This is a genomic window from Halarcobacter sp. (assembly GCF_963676935.1).
Lineage (GTDB): Bacteria > Campylobacterota > Campylobacteria > Campylobacterales > Arcobacteraceae > Halarcobacter.
The window spans coordinates 2672645-2698101 of the sequence record NZ_OY781470.1; the positions used below are offsets into that span (position 1 = coordinate 2672645).

Below are 25457 nucleotides of genomic sequence, written 5' to 3' on the forward strand. Positions count from 1 at the left end.
CCTTATTTTAATTTATATTTTTATATTTTTCTAAAAGTTTTTTATGTTTATTCATATAATCAACATATACTTTTAAATCAATACCTTGGTTATCTAAATCTGTTATTGCCTGATTAGCTTCACTTAAACTATCAAAACTTCCATATAACACTTTAGTTCCTAAACTCATATTATAAGTATACAAAGATTTATTGTTTAATAAGTTATATTTTTGTTTAAATGATTTAATATCCTCAACTTTATTATCTAAAGTTGCCATATTTATTGTATATTTACCATTAGGAAGTGTTATTGGCTTTTTATTATTTTCTTTTTTATCAGTAGCTGTTTCTGCACTTGTATTAATTAATTTGTTTATCTCTGCATCTAAACTACTAGTTTCAACACCTAACTCATTTAATAAATCTTCATCTAACTGCTCATCTTGTTGATTTTTAGGTTTTTTCATAGGGTTGATGTACTCTTTTGATACATAAGCTTTACAAACTTGATCACCAGATTTTAAAATTGTTTCACTTAACATTCCTGTTTTTTCTAATAAATCAAAATATTTTGCATACATATCCATCTCTTGCTCTAATGTACTAATTTCTGATCTATAAAGTTCTGATTCTGCATCAAGAATATCTATAAATGTTCTTGTTCCATCTTGCAATTGTTTTAAATAAACATCTCTAATATTTTTATTATCATTAACATATTTTTTTAGGTTTTCAACTCTTTGTTTTGTAATAAAATAAGAGTTGTATGCAGTAGTAACTTCCTCTTCAACTTCATTTACTATATTATCTAAAACTTTTTGTTGTTCTTGAAGAAATAATTTTTCTCTTTGTGTTGCATGATAAGTTTTACCACCCTCAAAAATATTCCAATCTAAGATTAATCTTGCCCTACTTATATCTTGTCTACCATTTTCTGCTTCTTCTAAATCATTATCCCAAGTAGATTGCCATTGGAATCTTAATGTAGGTAAATAATTTGCAGAAGCTTGCTCAAGATTTTCTCTTTGTTCTTTTATCTTTTCAATTTGTTCTAATATTTTAAAATTCTTTTTATCTGCAATCTCAAGAATTTTTTCCAATGTATTTGGAATAATAGATTCATTGATTTTTGGTCTACAAATATTCCCATCAGTTTGTCTTTGTGTGTATTTCATATATTGATTTAAAGCTTCATCTTGTGATTGTTTTTGCTCTAAATATCTATCAGTAATATAGTGTTTTTTAGAATTAACTTGATAACTCTCTAAAGTCTCTCCACTTATAGATTCTTTCTCTCTAGCAATTACTAAATAATCATCATGAAGTTTCAAATTATTTTCTGAAAGATTCATTAATTCTTGATACATTACTAAATCCATATAACTATCAATAGCACCCCTTAAAATCTCTTCAACTCTTTGAGTACTTCTATATTTATTACCATAATAGATATGCTTATACTCTTCAACCTCACTTGGAGTAACCCCTCCATCATATATAATTTGATCAACTGTAATGGAAGCATTCCAACCATCCTTATCTTCAGTAGTAGGATCTGCAATTTGATTATCTCTATTGTATCTAGTTTTTGAATCTTCTAGAAAGCCAGAGAAATTGATTGTTGGATAATAATCACCTTTTTCTTCGTCAACATATTTTTTGTATGCATCTTTATTGAACTTCTCTGACAAAATATCAGGATTTGCATCTATAGTTTGTTCTACAACGTCTTTTAAACTAGTCGCGCACAATGAAGAGGTCAATAAAGTAGCTGCTACCATGCTAATAATATACGTTTTCATAACAACCCTTTTTTATGATATATAATTATTCTACATAAAAGTTTCTAAAAGTTTCTTATAAAAACATAGTTTCTTTATTATTTTATTATTTTTTTAGATTAAATTAACTAAAATTAACATAAAAATAAAGATTACTTATGAATATTGACTATTTTAAATTTTTAAAAACTCTAAATATTTTATATGTAGAAGATGAAGAAAACATTAGAAACAATATTGCAAAGACACTCTTATTACTGGTTAATAATGTAATTACAGCACCAAATGGAATAGTTGCATTAAAGCAATTAAAAAATAATCATATTGATATAGTTTTAAGTGATATAAGTATGCCAGAGATGTCTGGCTTAGAACTATCTAAAGAGATAAGAAAAAATAACAAAACTATACCTATAATACTACTAACTGCACATACAGACACAAATTTTTTGCTTGAAGCTACAAGATTAAGACTTATTGATTATATTGTAAAACCACTTGATTTTAATCAGTTAAAAGAAGCATTAATGAAAGCTTCAAATGAAATTTATAACTCTGGAAATTTTTCTATTAATTTTGAAAACAATATATATTATGATTTTTCTAAAAAGAAGCTATTCATGAATTCTGAAGAGATAAATATTACGGCAAAAGAGATTATACTTCTTGAATTTTTATATAAAAATAGAAAAAGAGTCGTTCCAACTATTGAAATTAAAAACAATGTCTGGGAAGATGATTATGAAGCTACAGATTCTGCTTTAAAGGGAGTATTAAATAAATTAAGAAAAAAGATTGGGAAAGATTCTATAAAAAACATTTCTGGTATTGGTTATCAACTTAATATAAATTAATTATCTAAACTTTTAGGTACCACTATAATAAATTTAGCACCCTTTTCACCATTTTTAACAAAAAGTCTTCCATTCATATTATTTTCAATTATGAGTTTTGACATAAATAGCCCTACTCCTGTCCCATTAACTTTATTTTTTGTATAAAAAGGCTCAAAAATCTTTTGAATAGGTTCTATTCCTACTCCACCTGCATTATCTTCTATTTCAACAACACTATTATTATCTTTTTCTGCAATACGCAAAGTAATTTTAGGTTCTTTAATATCTCTATTTACTAACTCATCTTTTGCATTTGATAAAATATTTATAATAACTTGTGAATACTCATTTTTAAAGCCTGTTATAAAAGAGTTTTTCATAACAATTATTTCTAACTTTATATTATGTTGCTTCAAAGAAGAATTGATTATATTTATTGCTGAACTTATTTGCTCAGTAATTTTAAACTGAACTCTTTTTTTATCTTTTGCAAAGAAGTTTCGAAAATCATCAATAGTTTGAGACATATATTTTGTAATATCATTTGATTTATTTATTGCTTCAAGTATTTCTTGATTTGATATTTTTCCAAAGATTTCTAATTTTGCTTGAAGTTCCATAGTTATTGATGATAACTCCATTAAAGGTTGTCTCCATTGGTGAGCAATATTTCCTATCATCTCTCCCATTGAAGCCATTCTGCTTTGTTGAAAAAGCATTTTATCATTTCTTCTATTTCTTTCAATCTCAATAGAAATTTTATTTTTAAGTTCTTCTATCTCATTTTTTAATTTAAGATTCTCTTCTTCTAGTTTTTTCAAAAACACAAAACCTTGATATATAAAAGAGGTAAAAACCTCTTTTATTTAAAATTATAAATCAGTATCTATTTGATCTTCAATAAAGATAGAAATATTTGGATTAGTTGAACTTGTGTATTCATAGAATTCACCATCTTCACCATCAATTTGAGTTTTGTCTGTAGCTTTATTCCAAGTATCAGAATCATTAAACTCAATTGAATCTCCATCATTTCCTTTTATTATTAAGGAATCGTTATCGCTATCTGTTATATCTACAATATCATCAATATCATCAAGTTCATCAATATATATTTTCAAATGTTGGTCTTTTTCATTATCTAAATCAATAACTTCTATATTATCAATTCTTTGCGCAATATCTACTAAATCGATAGTATCTTCATCATCTAAAGATAAAGTATCATATCCATCACCCATATCTATATGTGCTGAACCTGTAATTTCATCTCCAAGATTTATTATATCATCTCCTGAACCTGTATCAATTTTAACATTATCTTTTATATCATCTCCAACATTAATGATATCATCACCTGCACCAGTATTAATATTTGCATGATATTTTATATCATCTCCAACATTAATTGTGTCATCTCCAGCACCAGTATTAATATCTGCGTAATATCTTATATCATCACCTGCTGATATTTCATCCTCACCTGATCCCGTAGTTATATCACTTGTTATATCAAATATTCTACTTATACTTTCATCTGCATCAATATCATCTGAAACAGCTTCAATATCTGTAAATTCAGCTGTAGTACCATCAGTTGTTGTTGCAGTTGCAGTAACAGAGATATTGAAATCTCCAGTATCACTTGGAACTTCCATTATAATGTTGTCATCACTAATTGATGTATCTGAATTTGGTACTGTAACTGTCCATGTACCATCACCATTATCAACTAAAGTATAAACTTCACTACTCAATGTTGCACCTGTTGGTACACCACTAATAACTACAGATAATGTCTCATCAGCACTTACATCTGCTAATGCTGCACTAATACTTACAATATATTGATATGTTGTAGTACTTGTTGTATTACAATTAATACCTGAACCATCACCAAATGCAATACCTTCAATATTATTAAATCCTAAGATTTTTCCAGTATCTAAATCTTTTATTTGACCATCAAAGTCTTCATGGAAATTAATCCAAACAATTTCGTAATGAGAAGCGTCTTTTCCTAGATATAAAATATCAGTTCCACCATCAGCATTTACATATCCACCATGAATATCCCCTAAAATTGCAATAAGATCATTACCATCACCAGGTATAACTTTTGTTCCTGTTCCTTCTCCCATATCACCATCAATAATAACTATATCATTTCCAGAAGTACCTTCAATAGCATCATTAACACCTAATCCATTTTTAACTATTACTTCAGTTGTATTATTATCTGACATTTTATATGAATTCATAAAGTCGTCACTATCTATTACTGTTGCGGTTGCTCCTGTATAAGTAGCAGAATCTTTTAAATCTATATCTTCTATATCGATAACTTGTTTTCCACAATAAGAAGCATCTTTATGCATTAATAAATCATTTTCACCTTCATGTATGAACTCTAAATTATCATCATATTTAGGATCCGTATATTGACTTACATTAGCTGTATTACCATTTTGATCTTCAATTAAATCAATTATTGTTGAAGCATTAACGGCACTAGAACCATTATTTAAGTAATCAACTATTCCTCCTAAATCTTGTCCTGTAGTACACACTTCATTTGTTGTAATTGTTTTTGAATATTCAACCTCTATATCTGCAATTGGTGTATTTGCATTAGGATTTGTAACCTCTTCAACAATTATTGTAAATGTTTTTTCAGTATCTGCTTCTAATGGACAAGCAACTGTTCCGTCCAATTGATCTTTTAAACTCTCTTCAGATGTAGATTTAATACTTAATTCATAACTTCCTTCATCAATTCCACTTGGTAAAGTTAATGAAATAGAACTTAAATTCCAAGATAATACATCTACTGAATCATTTGTACCTGATGAAGTAAATTCATTTGTACCATCAGAGATTATTGTACCTTCTGGTAAGTTATCAATTACTAATCTAGCTAAGCTTTCTGAACCATCTAAGTCTGTTAATGCAGAAGAGATATTTAATTCTATAGTTTCTCCTGCTTGTGTAGTAAGTTCACTTTCACTTGTAACTACTTCATTGTATGTAATTTCATGGATTAAATAATCATCACCTTCACCATAAGATGAGAATCTAATTTCATCAAACTCTTCACCTGTTGTTGTTTGGAAAGTATAAGGACCATCTACTGTATCAGTTCCTCCATTATGAGTAATTGATTCACCAACTTTCACTCCATCTTTATAGAATTCAATTACGGCAGTTTCACCTGAATATGATGAATAATCGTATCCATGTTTCCAAGCAAATGATATATCAACACTTGTTACTTCATTGTCAAAGTTTACAACTAATGATTCAGATTTTGAACTATTAGTATCGTAACCAATTTCGTTTTCATCTCCTTGGTTTGCTCCACCATAAGTTGTTCCATCAACTCCAATACCATTATGACTAGTATTTGTTACAATAGAAACTGAGGTTTCATTTCCATTGATGTCATATGCTTTAACACTATATCCACCAGTTGTATCATTTACATTTGTTATATCTATTGTAGTTGTAGTTGTAATTGTACCTTCTATATCTAAAGTAGGTGCATCTGCTACAGGAGATACATCGATTGTAACAGTTGAACTACTACTCCATGATGAACCATCTGATGAACTAAATTCAAATCTTGCATAATCACTTTCTTGGTCTCCTAAACCAGTCGTATTGTATTCATCTCTTCCCGAATCATTTATATCTGGTGTAAATGTAAGTTTTCCACCTTCTATATCTGATTTAGAAATTTCAAGTGGTAAATCACTTGATTCTACTTCTACACCATCAATTTTTAATACTCCAAGCAATGGTAATGATTCAATTCTTATTGATGTTGCATCATTATCAAAGTCATTCATTGTAAATGTATAAACATTGTCTTCACAAAGAATCACATTTGTATCTTCAATAATAGTTGGTGTATTAACTGTAATATCTAATGTAGATGTTACACTATCTCCATCACCATCTGTTACTTTATAAGGGATAGATATATTATCAATATCAATTCCACTATCTAAATTAGTAATTTTATATTGAGGATTATCTGTATCAATATCTGTAGCTTCTACTTTAATAACAACCTCACCAGCAATTGTTCCAACTAACAATGTTCCACCTATAATATTCCAAGAAATAGATGAACTATCATCTCCTGTTACAACTGGAGTTTCCCAAGTAAAGGCTAAATCATCTGCTGGTCCATCCGCACCAAAACTAAAGTCTAATGATCCAGTTTCATTTACAACAGTTCCAATTAGATTAGCTGATAAATTATCTGAATCAACTACTGATGCATTTGAAGAGATTAATTTTAAATATGTATCAGAATCCATATCTATTCCAATTGCATAAACATTTGCAATGTTATTTGCTGAATTACTTATAAAATCTTCCCATGCTTCTAATCTATTCGCATCTAAATATCCTGTATTGTAAGTTACACCATTAATACAATCTTGTCTATATCCATAAGTTGTATCATCAGGATTTGAAGTTCTATCCTCTAGTTCTACTGTAGGAACTCCATCAGATAAGAAGTAAACATATGTGTTTCCACCATTTGTTGGGGTAGTATAGTTTTCTTCTGTTTGTTCTAATGCAGCTTCATAATTTGTATAACCACCTGAAGATAATTTAGCTAACTCTGTACTTAATGTTTCAGAATCTAACCAACCTGAAACAGGAGTTTGAGCTGTAGTAGAGAAAGTATTTAATTGTGTATAAACCTCTTTTCCTTGAGATTCATATTCTGCAACTAAATCTTCTATAGCTTCAATAGCTTTAGATAATCTATCTCCACTTTGTCCCATACTTCCTGAGATATCTAATGTAAATACTAAGTTTACAGGTTGAGAAGATACATTGATTTCAATTGAGGCATCACTTGATGTTGGCATATCATCTTCTATTGTTACACTTATTGTACCTGTTGCTGGCGTGTATACTCCATCAGATAATGTTACATCAAAGTCAAAAGATACAGTATCTTCTGTACTATTTACTGGATGATCAAGAGGTTGTGAAATTGTTACTTCATAAGATACTGTACTTGGTGCACTTGTACCTTGTGTATTTACAGTAGTATTTCCACTATTTAACTCAACTCTTATAACTTCACCCTCAGAGTTTGAACCTATAGCAACTGCTTTATTCTCACTTCCAGATGATATATCATAAGACCAAACTATTGTTTCAGAATTTGAACTTAAGTTTGTTGGCAATGATGATAAATCAATCTCTATAGTGTTTTCATTTGTACCATTAGTTGTAATGTTAATATTTCCTGAATAACTACTTGAATCTGTAACATCAGTATAATCTACTCCTGTATAATCAGAAGCTTCTTGATAATCATCTTTAATACCATCATCTAAACCTTCTTCTGATACTACTGCGGCAGTATCTGCTATTGAAAGATTTGAATCATTATCAAGAATAGTTGTTGTTACACTTCCTACTCCAATCTCTACTTTATCAAATCCTCCACCACTTGTAGAAGTGATACTTACACTATATTTTTCACCACTATCTGCATCTGTATCATTATTTGTTGTAACACTAAATTCTTCTGATGATGTTTCTCCTGCTTTTATGGTAACATCTTTTGTAAGTGCTATATAATCACCATCTTGAGTTGTAATATGTCCAGTTACTACAGTTACAATCAAATCTGTTTCCGGTGCTTCATCTATAGTTACTTTATAACCTTCTGCATCATCACCTTCCATAACAGTTTCTGGTCCAACAATATTTAATACAGCTTTACTGTAAGTATTTAATTCACATCCACCTATATCAATAGTAACTTCCATTGTATTACTATATTTATCACCATCAAATACTACAAACTCTAATTCTCTTGGTGTTCTATTTTCACTTGATGATTCAAAAGTAAGAGATTCTAATGCTAACTCATAATCAGCTTTTGTTGCTGTACCAGTTAATTCAACAACTAAATTACCATTTCCATCAACACTATTACTTGCTATTGTAATTCCACTTGGTAAACCTGTTGTATTAATTACATCACCAACTTGATAATTAGTTAATGTTATAGTTGCACTTTCTAAATTTGTATCATCTACATCAGATAAAGATATATCTGTTAATATTGTATTTTCATTACTATAGTCTGTTCCAACAAGTTTGATGTTATCCATGTATGCACCAAATGTATCTGCATTTCCAGTTGACTCAAAAGATAATGTAGCTGAATCACCTGTAACATTTGAATATGTTGCAGTAATAGAATACCAATCTCCGTTTGGTTCAATTGAAGCTTCAACTCCTGAAGGGGCATCTATTGTAACATTTCCAGCACTATCTACATTTATACTTACAGTATATCCTGCAAAAGTAAACTGCATATCACTACTATTCTCATTGCCAGGTCTTGGTGCATAATCAAATGTTAATGTAAATCCATCATTTGAATCCCCTAAATCAACTTCAGTAGTTATACTGCTATTAACTCCCTTAGTATGAGAATCCAATTCAATATAAGTATCTGAATCATTTGCAGTTTCTAAACCATGTACTCCACCATCAACTCTTACTTCAACACCTGAATCATTCATTTGCCATTCATTTTGATCATCACTTACTAAAACATCATCTCCATAAGTACCATGATCAACATACCAATCTTTATTAAAGTTAGAATCTTTACAATCTTTTGTTATACCTTCAAAATCTTCTTCTAGTAATACTGTTTGAGTAGCACTTCCTAAAGTTTCACAAGGATAAATTGTAATTACAAAATCGTCATAATCTTTATCCCCTATAGATTGATCTTCAAAACCTATTGTTAATCCTCCATCTGGGTTTACAGTCATAACAGCATGATCTTTACCATCTGTTGATAGATCATTATCTGTAGCATATGCATTTACACTATTTCCATCAACTTGCCAACCATTTACATCATCATATGTTACAGAAGAAGATGTTGTAATTCCTAAACTTGTTCCATTTGGAATAATAAAGAATCCAATTTCACCACTTAGGTTTGTTAACGTTCCTAAATTTATTCCATCTAAGAATTTATCATAATTACTTCCATCACCATCCATATCTCCTGTATCAGTATAGATAATATGAGCTTCATAATTTCCATTTTCATCTACAGTATAGTAACCAAATGCATTTGTATAACTTGCATTTCCACCGAAGTAATCTATTGAAAGACTTGAACTACCATCTCCCATATCTATTTCTATATTACCATTATTAGTTGGGAACACAGGCGTTCCATTTCTATCAAGTAAATCATTAGGTGATACAACATCACCATTTCCATCACCATCTATATCTAATAAACCATTTACTGTGTGAATTGGTTGATCATTTCCTGAGATAGATTCGATAATAGGAGCATCATCTGTACCTTTTATAATAATACCAACTGCTGCATCATCACTATCTATTCCATTTGATGATACATATTCTATTTTATCAACAATATAATCACCTATATTCATTTCATCTACTGTTGTATTTGTATCATCTACTTGATATGTATAATCTCCATTGCTAGAGATCGTTATTGTTCCATATGCAGTATTTATACTAACTGTTGAACCATCTTGAGGTATTGCTGTTGTTACTCCATTGATAGTAACTTCAGTTATACTAGTAACATTTTCATCATTTGATAATATATTACCAGATGCAATTATACCTTCAATAGGAGAATTTGTAGTATGAGTATTATTATCTACACCTACCCATTCATGTCCTTCTTCTTTTGCAATAACTACATCACACTCAGCATCAGCAGCATTAGAAATAGTTGTATATGTTAACGAGTTAATTAGATAATCATCTCCTTCACCTATAGTTGAGAATCTAACTTCATCAAAACTTTCTCCATTTGTCGTTTCAAATGTAAATGGACCATCTACTGTATCTGTGAAAGAAGATTTATAGAAATCTATAGATTCTCCTACTTTTACACCATCTTTATAAAATTCAATTAGTGCATGTTCACCATCTCCATCGCCACTGTCATAAGAGTGGATCCATCCAAATGAAACATCTATACTACTTATATCATCATCAAAACTTACAACAATCCCTTCTGATATATTATCATTTGCATCATAACCTATTTCAGATTCATTTGCTGGATTTACATTTGTATTTTCTGATTCAGGAAGTCCTTTTACTCCAAATCCATCATGATTTGTTCCAGTTACAGTAGATACATCTACTTCTGTCGATAAATCATTTATATTACTATAAGCTTTAACACTATATCCAAGATTTGTATTTGTAACATTGCTTATATCGATTGTAACAGTTGTAGATTCTGAACCAACAACATTAGCAGTATTATCTTCATCTGTATAAGGATATATATCTGGCTCTGTTCCATCTGTTTTACCATTTATTGCTATATTTAATGTAGCCTCATCGCTCTGTGTTCCATTTGATGCAACATAAGTGATATTATCAATAATCATATCCCCATCTTTCATTGCATCAACTTCATCTAGACTATTATTAACTGTATATGAATAATTACCATACATATCAATAGTTAATGTTCCATATTCTGTTATAACATCTACAGTTGTACCATCTTGAGGTACATTTGTCACAACGCCATCCATAACTATCTGAGTAACAACATCAGCATTTTCATCATTTAATAATACATTTCCCGTAACTATTTGATTATTACCTGTATTATCTCCACCTACTGAACCATCGCTTGATAATGAACTTTGCAAGAATTCATAATCAACTTTTACTCCTCCAAATAATTTAAGATCATTCCAATCAATCCAATCTACATCAAATGGAAGATCAATATTGTTTCCATCTTTATCCCAATACTCTGAACCATGAGATGAACTATCACTTGAAGCTTTAATAATATAATCAACAACTGTAGCACTTCCAGGAATTTTAGCTTCAAGATCAGCAAAGTACTGTTGAGGATCATTATAATTTTTTATGTCATCTTCATAATTATCAATTTTAACTAATGTACCATCACTCATACAAACAATAACATTAGAAATACCTGGCATACTAGATGGGGTATCATTATCACCTGTACTTTCATCTACAAAGTTAATATCACACTCTGCATCAATATCATCGTCGGTATCTGTATCTGTGTCAGTATCAGTATCTGTGTCAGTATCTGTATCAGTGTCTGTATCAGTGTCAGTATCCGTATCTGTGTCTGTATCAGTATCTGTGTCAGTGTCTGTGTCTGTGTCTGTATCTGTATCCGTGTCAGTGTCGGTATCTGTGTCTGTATCCGTGTCAGTGTCTGTGTCAGTATCAGTATCTGTGTCCGTATCTGTGTCAGTATCGGTATCTGTGTCGGTATCAGTATCAGTGTCTGTGTCTGTATCTGTGTCAGTGTCCGTATCTGTATCTGTGTCTGTATCTGTATCAGTGTCTGTATCTGTATCTGTGTCAGTGTCTGTATCTGTATCTGTGTCAGTATCTGTGTCTGTGTCAGTGTCAGTATCTGTGTCTGTATCAGTATCTGTATCTGTATCTGTGTCAGTGTCCGTATCTGTATCTGTGTCTGTATCCGTATCTGTGTCAGTATCTGTATCAGTGTCTGTATCTGTATCAGTGTCAGTATCCGTATCTGTGTCTGTGTCAGTGTCTGTGTCTGTGTCTGTATCTGTATCCGTGTCAGTGTCGGTATCTGTGTCTGTATCCGTGTCAGTGTCTGTGTCAGTATCAGTATCTGTATCCGTATCTGTGTCCGTATCTGTGTCCGTATCAGTATCAGTATCAGTGTCTGTATCTGTGTCAGTGTCAGTGTCAGTATCTGTATCCGTGTCTGTATCAGTATCTGTGTCAGTGTCTGTATCTGTGTCAGTGTCTGTATCTGTATCTGTGTCAGTGTCTGTATCTGTGTCCGTATCAGTGTCCGTATCAGTGTCTGTATCTGTATCTGTATCTGTGTCAGTGTCTGTATCTGTGTCCGTATCAGTGTCCGTATCAGTGTCAGTGTCTGTATCTGTATCTGTATCCGTGTCAGTGTCCGTATCTGTGTCTGTGTCTGTATCCGTATCAGTGTCTGTATCTGTATCAGTATCTGTATCCGTGTCTGTGTCTGTATCCGTATCAGTGTCTGTATCTGTATCAGTATCTGTATCCGTGTCAGTGTCCGTATCTGTATCCGTGTCTGTATCTGTATCAGTATCTGTATCCGTATCTGTGTCTGTGTCTGTGTCTGTGTCTGTGTCAGTATCTGTATCTGTGTCAGTGTCCGTATCAGTGTCAGTATCTGTGTCAGTGTCCGTATCAGTGTCCGTATCAGTGTCCGTATCAGTGTCAGTATCTGTATCAGTGTCTGTATCTGTATCTGTATCTGTATCTGTGTCAGTATCAGTATCTGTGTCAGTGTCCGTATCTGTATCCGTATCTGTGTCAGTATCTGTGTCAGTGTCCGTATCTGTATCTGTGTCTGTATCTGTATCAGTGTCTGTATCAGTGTCTGTATCTGTATCTGTATCTGTATCTGTATCTGTATCTGTGTCTGTATCTGTATCTGTATCTGTGTCAGTGTCTGTATCTGTATCTGTGTCAGTATCTGTGTCTGTGTCAGTGTCAGTATCTGTGTCTGTATCAGTATCTGTATCTGTGTCAGTGTCCGTATCTGTGTCTGTATCCGTATCTGTGTCAGTATCTGTATCAGTGTCTGTATCTGTGTCAGTATCCGTATCTGTGTCTGTATCAGTATCTGTGTCTGTGTCTGTGTCTGTATCTGTATCCGTGTCAGTGTCGGTATCTGTGTCTGTATCCGTGTCAGTGTCTGTGTCAGTATCAGTATCTGTATCCGTATCTGTGTCCGTATCTGTGTCCGTATCAGTATCAGTGTCAGTGTCAGTGTCAGTATCTGTATCCGTGTCTGTATCAGTATCTGTGTCAGTGTCTGTATCTGTGTCAGTGTCTGTATCTGTGTCAGTGTCTGTATCTGTATCTGTATCTGTGTCAGTGTCTGTATCTGTGTCCGTATCAGTGTCCGTATCAGTGTCAGTGTCTGTATCTGTATCTGTATCCGTGTCAGTGTCTGTATCTGTATCTGTATCTGTATCTGTGTCAGTATCTGTGTCTGTGTCAGTGTCAGTATCTGTATCTGTGTCTGTATCCGTATCTGTGTCAGTATCTGTATCAGTGTCTGTATCTGTATCAGTGTCAGTATCCGTATCTGTGTCTGTATCAGTATCTGTGTCTGTGTCTGTATCTGTATCCGTGTCAGTGTCGGTATCTGTGTCTGTATCCGTGTCAGTGTCTGTGTCAGTATCAGTATCTGTATCCGTATCTGTGTCCGTATCTGTGTCAGTATCGGTATCTGTGTCGGTATCAGTATCAGTGTCTGTGTCTGTATCTGTGTCAGTATCAGTATCTGTGTCCGTATCAGTATCAGTGTCTGTATCTGTGTCAGTGTCAGTGTCAGTATCTGTATCCGTGTCTGTATCAGTATCTGTGTCTGTATCAGTATCTGTGTCTGTATCTGTGTCAGTGTCTGTATCTGTGTCAGTGTCTGTATCAGTGTCTGTGTCAGTGTCTGTATCTGTATCTGTGTCAGTGTCTGTATCTGTGTCCGTATCAGTGTCAGTGTCTGTATCTGTATCTGTATCAGTATCTGTATCTGTATCAGTATCTGTATCCGTGTCAGTGTCCGTATCTGTGTCTGTGTCTGTATCCGTATCAGTGTCTGTATCTGTATCAGTATCTGTATCCGTGTCAGTATCCGTATCTGTGTCTGTATCTGTATCCGTATCAGTGTCTGTATCCGTATCAGTGTCTGTGTCCGTATCCGTGTCTGTATCTGTATCTGTGTCTGTGTCAGTGTCCGTATCAGTGTCAGTATCTGTATCAGTGTCAGTGTCTGTATCTGTATCTGTATCTGTGTCAGTGTCTGTGTCAGTGTCTGTATCTGTATCTGTATCTGTGTCAGTATCTGTGTCTGTGTCAGTGTCAGTATCTGTGTCTGTGTCAGTGTCTGTATCTGTGTCCGTGTCAGTGTCTGTATCAGTGTCCGTATCTGTATCTGTGTCAGTATCTGTGTCTGTGTCAGTATCTGTATCTGTGTCAGTGTCCGTATCTGTATCTGTGTCTGTATCCGTATCTGTGTCAGTATCTGTGTCTGTATCCGTATCTGTGTCAGTATCTGTGTCAGTATCTGTATCAGTGTCTGTATCTGTATCAGTGTCAGTATCCGTATCTGTGTCTGTATCAGTATCTGTGTCTGTGTCAGTGTCTGTGTCTGTGTCTGTATCCGTATCAGTGTCTGTATCTGTATCAGTATCTGTATCCGTGTCAGTATCCGTATCTGTGTCTGTATCTGTATCCGTATCAGTGTCTGTATCCGTATCAGTGTCTGTGTCCGTATCCGTGTCTGTATCTGTATCTGTGTCTGTGTCAGTGTCCGTATCAGTGTCAGTATCTGTATCAGTGTCAGTGTCTGTATCTGTATCTGTATCTGTGTCAGTGTCTGTGTCAGTGTCTGTGTCAGTGTCTGTATCTGTATCTGTATCTGTATCTGTATCTGTGTCAGTATCTGTGTCTGTGTCAGTGTCAGTATCTGTGTCTGTGTCAGTGTCTGTATCTGTATCTGTGTCCGTGTCAGTGTCTGTATCAGTGTCCGTATCTGTATCTGTGTCAGTATCTGTGTCTGTGTCAGTATCTGTATCTGTGTCAGTGTCCGTATCTGTATCTGTGTCTGTATCCGTATCTGTGTCAGTATCTGTGTCTGTATCCGTATCTGTGTCAGTATCTGTGTCAGTATCTGTATCAGTGTCTGTATCTGTATCAGTGTCAGTATCCGTATCTGTGTCTGTATCAGTATCTGTGTCTGTGTCAGTGTCTGTGTCTGTATCTGTATCCGTGTCAGTGTCGGTATCTGTGTCTGTATCCGTGTCAGTGTCTGTGTCAGTATCAGTATCTGTATCCGTATCTGTGTCCGTATCTGTGTCCGTATCTGTGTCCGTATCTGTGTCAGTGTCTGTATCTGTGTCCGTATCAGTGTCCGTATCAGTGTCAGTGTCTGTATCTGTATCTGTATCCGTGTCAGTGTCTGTATCCGTATCAGTGTCTGTATCTGTATCAGTATCTGTATCCGTGTCAGTGTCCGTATCTGTGTCTGTGTCTGTATCCGTATCAGTGTCTGTATCTGTATCAGTATCTGTATCCGTGTCAGTGTCCGTATCTGTATCCGTGTCTGTATCTGTGTCTGTATCTGTGTCAGTGTCTGTATCTGTGTCAGTGTCTGTATCTGTGTCTGTGTCTGTATCTGTATCTGTGTCAGTGTCTGTATCTGTGTCCGTATCAGTGTCCGTATCAGTGTCAGTGTCTGTATCTGTATCTGTATCCGTGTCAGTGTCCGTATCTGTGTCTGTGTCTGTATCCGTATCAGTGTCTGTATCCGTATCAGTGTCTGTATCTGTATCAGTATCTGTATCCGTGTCAGTATCCGTATCTGTGTCTGTATCTGTATCCGTGTCAGTGTCCGTATCTGTGTCTGTGTCTGTATCCGTGTCAGTATCCGTATCTGTGTCTGTATCTGTATCCGTGTCAGTGTCGGTATCTGTGTCTGTATCCGTGTCAGTATCTGTGTCCGTATCAGTATCAGTGTCTGTATCTGTGTCAGTGTCAGTATCTGTATCCGTGTCTGTATCAGTATCTGTGTCTGTATCTGTGTCTGTATCTGTGTCAGTGTCTGTATCTGTGTCAGTGTCTGTATCTGTGTCTGTGTCTGTATCTGTATCTGTGTCAGTGTCTGTATCTGTGTCCGTATCAGTGTCCGTATCAGTGTCAGTGTCTGTATCTGTATCTGTATCCGTGTCAGTGTCCGTATCTGTGTCTGTGTCTGTATCCGTATCAGTGTCTGTATCCGTATCAGTGTCTGTATCTGTATCAGTATCTGTATCCGTGTCAGTATCCGTATCTGTGTCTGTATCTGTATCCGTGTCAGTGTCCGTATCTGTGTCTGTGTCTGTATCCGTGTCAGTATCCGTATCTGTGTCTGTATCTGTATCCGTATCAGTGTCTGTGTCCGTATCCGTGTCTGTATCTGTATCTGTGTCTGTGTCAGTGTCCGTATCAGTGTCAGTATCTGTATCCGTATCTGTGTCAGTGTCCGTATCTGTGTCAGTGTCCGTATCAGTGTCAGTATCTGTGTCAGTGTCCGTATCTGTATCCGTATCTGTATCCGTGTCTGTATCCGTGTCAGTGTCCGTATCTGTATCCGTATCTGTGTCAGTATCCGTATCTGTGTCTGTATCTGTATCCGTATCAGTGTCTGTATCCGTATCAGTGTCTGTGTCCGTATCCGTGTCTGTATCTGTATCTGTGTCTGTGTCAGTGTCCGTATCTGTATCCGTATCTGTGTCAGTGTCAGTATCTGTGTCAGTGTCCGTATCAGTATCTGTGTCTGTATCAGTGTCAGTGTCAGTATCTGTGTCAGTGTCCGTATCTGTATCAGTATCTGTATCTGTATCTGTGTCAGTGTCCGTATCTGTATCTGTGTCTGTATCTGTGTCTGTATCTGTATCAGTGTCTGTATCTGTATCAGTGTCAGTATCCGTATCTGTGTCTGTATCAGTATCTGTGTCTGTGTCAGTGTCTGTGTCTGTGTCTGTATCTGTATCCGTGTCAGTGTCGGTATCTGTGTCTGTATCCGTGTCAGTGTCTGTGTCAGTATCAGTATCTGTATCCGTATCTGTATCCGTATCTGTGTCCGTATCTGTGTCAGTATCGGTATCTGTGTCGGTATCAGTATCAGTGTCTGTGTCTGTATCTGTGTCAGTATCAGTATCTGTGTCCGTATCAGTATCAGTGTCTGTATCTGTGTCAGTGTCAGTGTCAGTATCTGTATCCGTGTCTGTATCTGTATCTGTGTCTGTATCTGTGTCAGTGTCTGTATCTGTATCAGTGTCTGTGTCAGTGTCTGTATCTGTATCTGTATCTGTATCTGTATCTGTGTCTGTATCCGTATCAGTATCTGTGTCTGTATCTGTGTCTGTGTCAGTGTCCGTATCAGTGTCAGTATCTGTGTCAGTGTCTGTATCTGTGTCAGTGTCCGTATCCGTATCAGTGTCTGTGTCTGTGTCTGTGTCGGTATCTGTGTCAGTGTCAGTATCTGTATCTGTGTCAGTATCTGTATCTGTGTCAGTATCTGTGTCTGTGTCTGTGTCAGTGTCAGTATCTGTGTCTGTGTCAGTGTCAGTATCTGTGTCTGTGTCTGTATCCGTATCAGTGTCTGTATCTGTATCAGTATCTGTATCAGTATCTGTATCAGTATCTGTATCCGTGTCAGTGTCCGTATCTGTGTCTGTATCTGTGTCTGTATCTGTATCAGTATCTGTATCAGTGTCTGTATCTGTATCAGTATCTGTATCCGTGTCAGTGTCCGTATCTGTGTCTGTATCAGTGTCCGTATCTGTGTCTGTGTCTGTATCTGTATCAGTATCTGTATCCGTGTCAGTGTCCGTATCTGTGTCTGTATCTGTGTCTGTATCAGTATCTGTATCTGTATCTGTGTCTGTATCTGTGTCTGTGTCTGTATCTGTGTCTGTATCAGTATCTGTGTCAGTATCTGTATCCGTATCAGTATCTGTATCTGTGTCAGTATCAGTATCAGTGTCTGTATCTGTGTCTGTATCTGTGTCTGTGTCAGTGTCTGTATCTGTGTCAGTATCTGTATCTGTGTCAGTGTCTGTGTCTGTATCCGTATCTGTGTCTGTATCCGTATCAGTATCTGTGTCTGTATCTGTGTCTGTATCTGTGTCCGTATCTGTGTCTGTATCCGTATCTGTGTCTGTATCAGTATCTGTATCTGTATCTGTATCTGTGTCCGTATCTGTATCTGTATCTGTGTCAGTGTCCGTATCAGTATCTGTATCTGTATCAGTATCTGTGTCAGTATCTGTGTCCGTATCAGTATCTGTATCTGTGTCAGTGTCTGTATCTGTGTCAGTATCTGTGTCTGTATCTGTGTCAGTGTCTGTATCAGTGTCCGTATCCGTATCAGTGTCTGTGTCTGTATCTGTATCTGTGTCTGTATCAGTGTCTGTATCTGTGTCTGTGTCAGTGTCTGTATCTGTGTCAGTGTCTGTGTCTGTATCTGTATCTGTGTCTGTATCCGTATCAGTATCCGTATCAGTATCTGTGTCTGTATCTGTATCTGTGTCAGTGTCTGTATCTGTATCTGTATCTGTGTCTGTATCTGTGTCTGTATCAGTATCTGTGTCTGTATCTGTGTCCGTATCAGTATCTGTATCTGTGTCTGTGTCCGTATCTGTATCCGTATCCGTATCAGTGTCCGTATCTGTATCCGTGTCAGTGTCCGTATCTGTATCTGTATCTGTGTCTGTATCCGTATCTGTATCCGTATCTGTATCCGTATCTGTGTCTGTATCTGTGTCCGTATCTGTATCTGTGTCAGTGTCCGTATCAGTGTCAGTATCAGTATCTGTATCTGTATCCGTATCTGTGTCTGTGTCTGTGTCCGTATCTGTATCCGTGTCTGTGTCTGTGTCTATATCTGTATCATTATCTGTATCACTGTCTGACTCTAGCCTAATACCTCTTTCTGTAGTCTCTGCAGGAGTTGCATCTTGTGTTGTATCATCTTCAATAAATAATGTTCCATCACTTAAGATTTCACCAGCTGCTGCTGCATCTAATTGTTCTACTAATGCCCCAAAGTTATCTATGATTGAACCATCTAAGTCTGCAAGAGAACTAACCGCTAAGCTCTCTTTTAATGCTTCAATAATTTCACCGCTTTTAAATTCTGGATTAGAAACTGCTTCTAAAATTTCTTTTTCACCATCAGTTGTTGCAGAAACACCTAATGCTGTATTTAAAGCAAATATATCATCAGGCTTATTATTCTTTATAAGCCCTGCCATATTGTCTAAAGAAACTTCGTATCTCTGCCCATTTTCAAGTAAAAATAGCTTAATTGTTTCTTCTTCATTTGCAAGAGAGAAAGTATATTTGTCAGCCCCTAAGAAGTAGAATTGTTCACCCTCTAAAGGTTTCAATTCCATTCCATTGGTAACTAATTTTTCTTCTAGTTCACCATTTATATGTCTTATAATCAGTTTCATCATAGATCCTTTGCGGTTTTATCTACTACCATCTTATAAGAAAAAAGTTTTTAATAAGTTTCTTTTATTTATTTTTTACAAATTCTTTTATTCTTTCATAATCTTCTATAAAATCCACTTCTGCCCAAAAAGCACCTTTTATATCTTTTATATATACATTTTTACCTGTTTCAACTAGTGAATAAAAGACATCTTCCCACCACATATTGTATTCACCTTTATCAACCAAGTATTCTAATTGAGCTTTCATGATTTTTAAATCTTTTTTCTGAATCTTAGCTATACCTACGTATTCACCGGTAGTGTCTTCATTTTTTAATTCTTTTCCAAACTTTATTAGTTTATTACCTTCCCAATAAAATCTATAATCGGCATCTTCAATCCTTGTGCTATCTGACAAAAAAACTGGAGATAAGTCTGTATTAATTAAATCTTGCAACATAGAATCTTCTATAAATAAATCTGCATTTAAAATTATTAAATCATCATCTAATAAGTCATTTTTAGCGAACCACATAGAAGCAATAGAATTAGTAACTTTATAAAATGGGTTTTTATATGTTTTATAATCAAAACCTTTTAAAGCTTCATGTATATACTTTTCCTGATATCCAACAACAATTGTAATATCTGTAATATTATTACGATAAAAAAGTTCCATTGTTCTTCTTATTAAAGGTTTTCCTCCAACATCAACACACGATTTTGGATGATCTCCAAGATACCTACTAATTCTTGTTCCAACCCCTGCAGCTAAAATTAATACTTTCATTACTTCTCCTATTTTAATAAATCTAAAATTTTTTGCATATTTTCATCATCAACAATTGAAAATCTAATACAATTCTCAAGACACTTTTGTTTAAAATCATATTTAATTAAAAATTTATTTTCTAACAATATATTTTTATGAAATTCATAATTTGATGATTTAAGTAATATAAAATTTGCATATGTATCCATATATTTTATATCTTTTAATTGAGCAGATTTAAAAATTTGTTGCCACTTTTTAACTTGATTGACATTTTTTTCTAAAATTTTTTGGGCATTCTCTAAAACTTTTTTCCCTACTGTTCCTGCTAAATAATCAATCTCATCTATGGGTTTATATTTTCTAAGAAGTTCTATATTTTCAGGATTTGAAATGGCATACCCCACTCTAGCCCCAGGAATTCCTAAGGCTTTTGAAAAGGTTCTTGTAATAATTAAATTTGGAAACTCTTTTATTAAACTTACAGTATCTATATCTATATAATGAAAATATGCCTCATCTAATAAAAAGATTGTATCAGTCTTTAAAGTGTGTTTTGCAATAGCTTTTACCTCATCAAGAGTAAACATAGTTCCAGTAAAATTATGGGGATTTATAAGTGAGAATAATCTTGTATTTTTTGTAACTTTATCTATAATATCTTCAACTTTTGTAGTTGCATCATCTCTAAATTCAACATATTTTTTCACTGCTTTTCTATGATAACTAAAAACATCATACATGGCAAAACTTGGGTTATAATATACTACTTCATCATTTTCATCAATAAATACTTCAAATACATACTTTAGTGCTTGTTCGCTGCCTTGAGTGATAAGTAGATTATTAACATCAACTCCTACAAATTTTGCTAACTTCTCATATAAATCATATAAGTCAGGATAGATCCTTAACATCTTCATATCTAAATCATTAAACATACCATCAATTGAATCAAAGGCACTAAAAGGGGGTTCATTTTTATCTAAACAAACATATTGGTCTCTATCATTTTTTTCTAAAGGTGGTCTAAATAGTTTAGAAATATATTCACTGTTTCTCATTTTATTTCCTATTCTTTCTATGAAAATATTATTGAATCGATATTTTTAAAAGTTACATATCCATTTGTATTACCTTGATAATTAACCAATGCAACTGTTTTAACTTTTCTATATACTATTTTTTCATAATTTTCTCTCAAAAAAGTTTCTAAATCATCAAATTCTGTAATTCCATATTTTATTAATGAAAATACTATCTTTTGCCTATTTGTATAAAGGTTAAAATATTTACATTCTGCTTCTGTTACTAAAACATCTATTTTATCGTCAAATTGAAACTCATATCCTAATTTATTTTCATCAAATAATATCTCTTCTTTTAATAATTCATCTACAGGAATATCTATTTTATCAATAACCATTTCAAGTAAGATTCCACAGTTTTCATCTTCTAAATCAAATTTTGAATAATTTCTTTTTGATTGAATCTTTTCAATATCCCTTAATAGAGCTGATTTTAAATCTTTTCTACGGCTACCCCATTTGGTTGAACCTTTACCATCTTGAAATAAAGTTAAATATATTAATGATAAAGAAGAATTGAATTTATATTTTTGTTCAAATGCTCTTAATGAAAAGTTTTTATCAAACTTATTTCCATCTATAAACTCTTTTCTAATTCCCTCTAATAAATATCTTTCTGGCTCATTCATAAACTCATCCTCAAATTTTCTTTTTACTGTTTCTTTTAATTTTCCATCCCAATCAATTCCCGATGCCAAATTTGAAACCAATTCTGGCAATATATATATTTCTGAGAGTTCAACAAAATCTTTTCCATCAATTGTTTTTATATAATCATTTGTTTGTGTATCAATTAATGCACAATAAAGTTTGTATATCCCAGGTTGCACTCTTCTATTAATTCTTAAACAAACTTCATCAACAACAATATCATCTTTTTTCCAATGTATAGAATTATAAACCCCATTTGATATAGGATGTATTTCACTAAATGTTTGACCATATTTAGATTTACCAACTATATTAACCTCAATATTTGAAAAACTTTTTTCTCCAACTTGAAACGTTAATTTTGAAAGAAATCCTGAACCTGTTCTAAAACTTTCCACAGCTTGGTAATCTAAAATCTTATATCCATGTTCTAATTGTATATTTATTGAATTTGTTGCAACATCTTCACTTAATAAATTTTTTTCTTCATAAATAGACACATCTTTTTTAATATCATTTATATCATAAATAAAGATATCTTTTTTCTTTTTCTTTCTTTTTTTCTCTTTTTCAAAAATAAATCTAATATTGTTTTCATCTTTGTTGATTTCTAAATTTTCTAAATTATTATCATCTAAACTTTGAAGTTTTTCACTAACATATGAAAAGCATTTTTCATCTGCTGTTTCAACTCCACCATTGTGTAATATTGTAGGATAGATATTTAATTGTGAAATTTGATTATTGGAAAACTCTAATTTAAACATTGCTGAGTATTTTAAATATTCATTACCAGCAATAGTATCTACTAAAAATGTACCCATATCGTATATTATTGGTTTATTTTTATAAACTTCCATTCCTAAAAGAAGATGGGAAGAGTGTCCAAGGATAGCATCACACCCAAAATCAATCAATTTTTTTGCTTGAACTCTTAACTCTTCTTCTGGATTATCTACCCAGTTTTCTGTCCAATGGGGAGAAACTATTATAAAATCAGCATGCTCTTTTGCTTTTTTAATAATCCCTTCTAAAGTTGATGAGATATTTTCTATCTTACTAATATAAAATATTCCACCCCTTTCATCTGTTGCAAACAATGTTTTTGGTTTAACTGTACAAAAACTAATTACTGCAACAATGCTATCTTTAACTTTGATATACATTGGTTTTTTTGATTCAGCTAAGTTTTTTCCACTTCCTGAATTTGGTATATTCATAAAATCTAAAAACTCTTTTTGAAAAACAACACCCTCTTCACCATAATCCATAGCATGATTATTTGCAGTTATTACAGCATGAAAATTTGAGTCAATTAAAAGTTGAGCTAACTTTACACTACATCTAAAATAGTAAGGATTTTTCTCTCTTTTAGGAAATAGTTTACCTTTGTGAGTTATAACTGTTTCAAGATTGCAAAGATTTAAATCACTATTTTTTAAGTATTCTAAAGTATTTCCAAATATTTTTTCAATGGAATCTTGCTCATAAAACTTATGCATTCTGCGAGCAAGTATTAAATCCCCTACTGCTGTTAAATTAAAATTCTTCATCTAATCCCTTTAATAACTTCTCAAATATTTCTCAGATAAATTTATAAAACTATTTATCTCTTGTTTTTCTATTTGACATTTTTCTTTTATTGTTTTAGTTAATGCTTTTAATAAAAATATATTATTTGATTTTGATTTCTGCTGTTTTGCCGGCCACTCTAAATAGTTATTTAAATTTTTTGCTTTTGTTGCATATATACTTTGTTCTTGTAAATTATCTAATAAAGATTTATAAAACTCTGTGTTTTTAAATCCATTTGAGATTTTAGGGAACTGTAAATACTCAGGTATTTTATACTTTTTAAAAGTTAAGTTTTCAGAATCTTCACAATATTTACCTAAACTATTCCAAAAAGATGCAGCATTATATCCTTGAGAAAAAAGGGATAATAACTCTTTTTGAGTTTTAGGAAGTTTTCTATTTTTTATTTTTTTATTTTCTAAACTATATTCAAGCCATCTTGATGAACCTTCAGAAAACCAATCGTTTCTTAATCTTGTTTTTGCATTTTGGTAAATATGTGTCATTTCGTGAAAAGGGATAAGGTTGTCATTTTTAAAATCTTTATTAATAGTCATTGAAATAACGGAACCTCTATGTAAATTGTATTTTTTTGTAATAGAAAATCTAGAAAGTACATTCTTATTTGAAGTATATGCTTTTGATTTTACATCTCTAATTTTTATATCTATATATTTTGAACCTCTTAAAACAAAAGGACTATTAGAATAGTTTAAAGGATCTTTTAATAAAAAATAGTTTTCTAAAATATTTTTAGAAAAAACTAATTGATACATTAAACTCTCTATTTTATCTGGTACTAAATTTTTATTTTTATCTTCAATATTCTTTATTGCATCTTTTCCAGATAAAGAATAAAATATTCTAAAATTATCGTACATATAAGAGTATTGATAATCCTTTGAATTTAAATCTTTATAAGATTTTCCACCATTGTTAATAAATTTTTCAACTAAGTTATTAACAGGTTTTGTAATAGTTTCTTCATTTTTAAAAACTTTTTCTAAATTAAAATTTTGTTTTATTATTTTTGCATTTCTTTTTATCATAGAAACTTGTTCTTTATTAAAACCAATATTTCTTTGTCCACCACTACCTTTACAATTACTTGAACTAGACATAATATTTGTATCGCTGTTATATTTGGCATCTTTTACACAAACATGTCCTAATCCAAAACAATGTCCCATCTCATGTTCTTCAGGACTTTGTTTAGTATGGTTTAATCTTTTCCAATCTAATAAAATAAAAGGATGGGAAGCTTTATTAAAAGCTCCCCTTGAAGTGGTATATTTATCATAACCATAAAAAGGAGAATAACTATCTATAACATATATATTTATCGCTTTTGTATCCCTAACTTTTATATCTTTACAAGTAAAATATTCCTTATAAACTCTTTTTTTATTGTATTTTTCTTTTGTATCTCCCAAACGAATAAACTTACATTTAGAATTTTTTATATCTTTATAAAAGGATGCTGATTTAAATCTAAAATTTATTAATTTATCTTTGTTTTCACTTACAAAATATTTATTTAAAATATCTACTTCTTTTTTTAATTGTTTTAATGTAGCTTTTTTATGTGCTTTGTCATTTTTTGTCAAAACAGCAAAATGTATATCAAAAGTTGGAAACTCATTTGCAAACAATATTTTTGAAAATAAAAATATAGAAAGAAAAAAAGATATTTTTATCATG

The 25457-nt window shown here is 32.8% G+C and carries 8 protein-coding genes; 1 reads left to right on the top strand and 7 read right to left on the bottom strand.

Annotated elements, in window-relative coordinates; genetic code table 11:
- Positions 1-7: 7 nt before the first annotated feature.
- Entirely contained in the window at positions 8-1783 is a 1776-nt protein-coding gene (locus ACKU4C_RS13095) for a TolC family protein (RefSeq protein WP_321312690.1), read from the bottom strand.
- A 137-nt stretch (positions 1784-1920) separates the two neighbouring features.
- On the opposite strand from ACKU4C_RS13095, the gene ACKU4C_RS13100 reads away from it, so the two are divergent.
- Positions 1921-2616, top strand: coding sequence for a response regulator transcription factor (locus ACKU4C_RS13100; RefSeq protein ID WP_321312692.1), 696 nt, complete (start codon positions 1921-1923; stop codon positions 2614-2616).
- Here the strand turns inward: ACKU4C_RS13100 and ACKU4C_RS13105 are convergent.
- The 6 genes from ACKU4C_RS13105 to ACKU4C_RS13130 form a co-directional block, all read right to left on the bottom strand.
- Positions 2613-3419, bottom strand: a complete 807-nt coding sequence (locus ACKU4C_RS13105; RefSeq protein WP_321312694.1) for a HAMP domain-containing sensor histidine kinase — start codon at positions 3417-3419, stop codon at positions 2613-2615. The two genes, ACKU4C_RS13100 and ACKU4C_RS13105, sit on opposite strands and share 4 nt — an antisense overlap.
- 51 nt (positions 3420-3470) lie before the next feature.
- A complete protein-coding gene (locus ACKU4C_RS13110) occupies positions 3471-19688 on the bottom strand; it encodes a hypothetical protein (protein WP_321312696.1) in 16218 nt (5405 codons plus the stop codon).
- Between the two features lie 64 nt (positions 19689-19752).
- Positions 19753-20460: a phosphocholine cytidylyltransferase family protein gene (locus tag ACKU4C_RS13115; RefSeq protein WP_321312698.1), complete on the bottom strand. Its 708-nt coding sequence runs from the start codon at positions 20458-20460 to the stop codon at positions 19753-19755.
- Positions 20461-20468: 8 nt separating this feature from the next.
- Positions 20469-21506 carry a histidinol-phosphate transaminase gene (locus tag ACKU4C_RS13120; RefSeq protein WP_321312701.1) on the bottom strand — a complete coding sequence of 346 codons (1038 nt, stop codon included), beginning with the start codon at positions 21504-21506 and terminating at the stop codon, positions 20469-20471.
- A 17-nt stretch (positions 21507-21523) separates the two neighbouring features.
- On the bottom strand, positions 21524-23734 hold the full coding sequence (locus ACKU4C_RS13125; protein WP_321312703.1) for a CapA family protein: 2211 nt from the start codon (positions 23732-23734) through the stop codon (positions 21524-21526).
- Positions 23735-23743: 9 nt separating this feature from the next.
- Positions 23744-25456 carry a hypothetical protein gene (locus tag ACKU4C_RS13130; protein WP_321312705.1) on the bottom strand — a complete coding sequence of 571 codons (1713 nt, stop codon included), beginning with the start codon at positions 25454-25456 and terminating at the stop codon, positions 23744-23746.
- Between the last annotated feature and the right edge of the window lies 1 nt (position 25457).